Source organism: Neisseria sp. P0022.S010, assembly GCF_051956635.1.
Genome location: NZ_JBQCXF010000390.1, coordinates 1 through 2,811, shown reverse-complemented (window position 1 = coordinate 2,811; position 2,811 = coordinate 1). Strand labels below are relative to the sequence as shown.

Annotated in this window: 4 protein-coding genes; all 4 read left to right on the top strand. The window is 51.3% G+C overall.

Annotated features, from left to right (window positions below; translation table 11 throughout):
- The coding region (locus ACTHUT_RS17170; RefSeq protein WP_440419173.1) for a DUF4872 domain-containing protein at window positions 1-577 on the top strand (577 nt) is incomplete at its 5' end.
- 80 nt (window positions 578-657) lie between these two features.
- Window positions 658-1,401, top strand: a complete 744-nt coding sequence (locus ACTHUT_RS17165) for an SH3 domain-containing protein (protein WP_440386000.1) — start codon at window positions 658-660, stop codon at window positions 1,399-1,401.
- A 46-nt stretch (window positions 1,402-1,447) separates the two neighbouring features.
- Window positions 1,448-2,191 carry an SH3 domain-containing protein gene (locus ACTHUT_RS17160; RefSeq protein WP_440385999.1) on the top strand — a complete coding sequence of 248 codons (744 nt, stop codon included), beginning with the start codon at window positions 1,448-1,450 and terminating at the stop codon, window positions 2,189-2,191.
- A gap of 28 nt (window positions 2,192-2,219) precedes the next feature.
- The coding region (locus tag ACTHUT_RS17155) for an ABC transporter ATP-binding protein (protein ID WP_440419172.1) at window positions 2,220-2,811 on the top strand (592 nt) is incomplete at its 3' end.

Here is a 2,811-nt window from a genome sequence, read left to right as displayed (position 1 = left end):
CAGCGACCCCGTATTTGAAACCGTACAACGCTGCGCCGCCGAAGATTTGCAACGGGCGCGCTTTGCCAAAGGCGTATTGGCGGCAAAAGGCATGATGTACACCTTGGAAGACAACAGGCCGTCTGAACAAATCATGGCAGACTTGCCCGCCATTATCCGCAAAGCCATACGCAAAAACGCCAAACACATGCTCGCGCCGGTCTTTTTCATCGGTGTCAAAGGCATCCGCACACTAGCCAAAAAAATCGAATCCCTGCCCGCCAAACAAAATGAGAAATACCAAAAACTGTTTCTCGGCCATTTGGTGCGGATGCAGGAAGAAATCGGCACCGGCGGCGCAGGTTTCCGCTATATCTACGCCTACTTCCTCGAACAAGCCGCCCATATCTGCAACGAACCTACGTTTCAGACGGCCTCGGAACAAATGACCTCCATCGGCGACCAATGGCGTCAATTCGCAGCCATGTGCGTGAAGCAATGCAAAAAACCGTCCGAAAACGGCTGCCGCAACATCGCCGAATTTCTGCGCAAAATTGCGGATGATGAAGAAGCGTTGTGGCGGGGATTATTGAAATAATCAGGATTTATTCGATCCAGCTTAATCTACCGTAAATTATTTTGACATTCAGGCCGTCTGAAAACTAAAAGAAATTAAAAATGCGTTACCTAGCTACTGTCTTATTCTTGTGTTCCGCCTTAACCCATGCCGCGCCGCCGGATGGCTTTGCCTTGGTGCATGATGCCGACGGACACACCAACTTACGCGAACGCCCCGATTTGAAAGCCAAAGTCTTGGCAAAAATCCCTAACGGCACACCGTTGGAATGTATAGAAGAACTCAGCGAAAACAAATCGGACTTCTGTTTTGCTCAGCTACAACAAGCAAGCGCCGACAATTCCGGCTTTATCCATTACAGCCGTCTGATCTTTCCCGCCTCCGACAAAAACTTCGTCCGCCTGCGCGAACAATCCGGTCATGACGATACACTAACTTTGTCCGGCAATGGACAAACGGTACACATCGCTGCCCGCCGCATCCATCCAAAACGCAGCAACTTCTCGGGCATCAGCAAAGACAAATACACCGCGCGTCTCTATCAAGGAAAACCGTATTATGGTATCGACTCTATGATTCCCAAAAGCGTGTTCGCGCTTGAGCGTATCACGCTAAACGGTCAAGCAGTTCCCACTGCCGAACTGCAAGGACTGTTCTCGCCCGATTTTGCCACCACCGCACGCGGCAGCAATGTATATCAAGGCTGGGAAGCCTATTACCGCGGCAATGATAAGACGCTTTATCTGTTCGGCAGACAAGGTTCGGACGGCAATCCTTTCAGCGTTTGCTTTATATTTAAGGACGGCAAATTCCAGCGCCGTTATTTATGGGGTGCGGCGATTTAAATATCGCTCGAAAAGGTCGTCTGAAAACTCAAAGAAAATGATAAAAATGCGTTACTTAGCCACACTCCTATTATTGTGTTCCGCCTTAACCCATGCCGCGCCGCCGGACGGCTTTGCCTTAGTTCATGATGCCGACGGACACACCAACTTGCGCAAAAGACCCGATTTGAATGCCAAAGTTTTGGCAAAAATTCCCAACGGCACGCCGTTGGAATGTGTAGGCGAAGCCAGCAAAGACAATCCGAATTTCTGTACCGCGAAGTTGCAACAGACAGCAATCGGCGATTACGGCTTTATCCACCGCAGCCGCCTGATATTTCCCGCCTCCGACAAAAACTTCGCCACCCTGCGTGAACACTTCGATCGCGACGACACACTGACTTTGTCCGGCAACGGTCAAACGGTACACATCGCCGCCCGCCGTATCCATCCCAAACGCAGCGACTTTTCAGGCACAGCCCCCAATAGTGACACCGCGCCTCTCTATCGGGGCAAACCGTTTTACGGTACAGACGGTTCCATTCCAAAAAGCGTATTTGCCATAGAACAGATTACGCTGAACGGTCAAGCAGTTCCCGCTGCCGAACTGCAAGGGCTGTTCTTGCCCGATTTTGCCGCTACTGCACGCAGCAGCAATGCGTATGATGGCTGGGAAGCCTATTACCGCCGTACCGACAAGATGCTTTATCTGTTTAATTCGGTGAATAATGATGCCGGTTCTTTCGATATGTGTTTCGTATTTAAAGACAGCAAATTCCAACGCCGTTATGTGTGGGCTGCATCACTATGAATATTCATTAAAGGGCAATTTGGAAACCATGATTCAAATCCAATCCCTCTCCCACCGTTATCCCAAGGCCGAAACTGCCGCACTGGACAATGTGTCGTTCGACATTGCAGACGGCGAATGTTTGGGGCTGCTCGGCCACAACGGTGCGGGGAAAACGACGCTGATGTCGCTTTTAGCTGGCTTGCAGGAAGTACGGCAGGGCGAAATTTTGTTTGACGGCAAGCCGTTGCACCTGTTGAGCCGCAGCGAGCGGCAGAAAATCGGTTTGGTGCCGCAGGATTTCGCGTTTTATCCGCAGCTTTCGGTGTGGGACAACCTGCTATTTTTCTCCTCGCTTTACAAAGTGCGCGACAAAAGCCGTCTGAATGCGCTTCTAGAACAGACCGACCTGACCGCCCACAAAAACAAAGCGGCGAAGCATCTTTCGGGCGGGCTTAAACGCCGTCTGAATTTTGCCATCGGTCTGATTAACACGCCGCAACTGGTGTTCCTCGACGAAATCACGGTCGGCATCGACCCGCAGTCGCGCCGCTTTATCCTCGACAGCGTGGCGGATTTGACGCGGCAGGGGGTAACGGTGGTTTACACCTCGCACTATCTGTCGGAAATCGAGCAGCTTT

Excerpts from the sequence above, each read along its gene's own strand:
- ACTHUT_RS17165 (WP_440386000.1), top strand. The coding sequence starts at position 658 with ATGCGTTACCTAGCTACTGTCTTATTCTTGTGTTCCGCCTTAACCCAT.
- ACTHUT_RS17160 (WP_440385999.1), top strand. The coding sequence starts at position 1,448 with ATGCGTTACTTAGCCACACTCCTATTATTGTGTTCCGCCTTAACCCAT.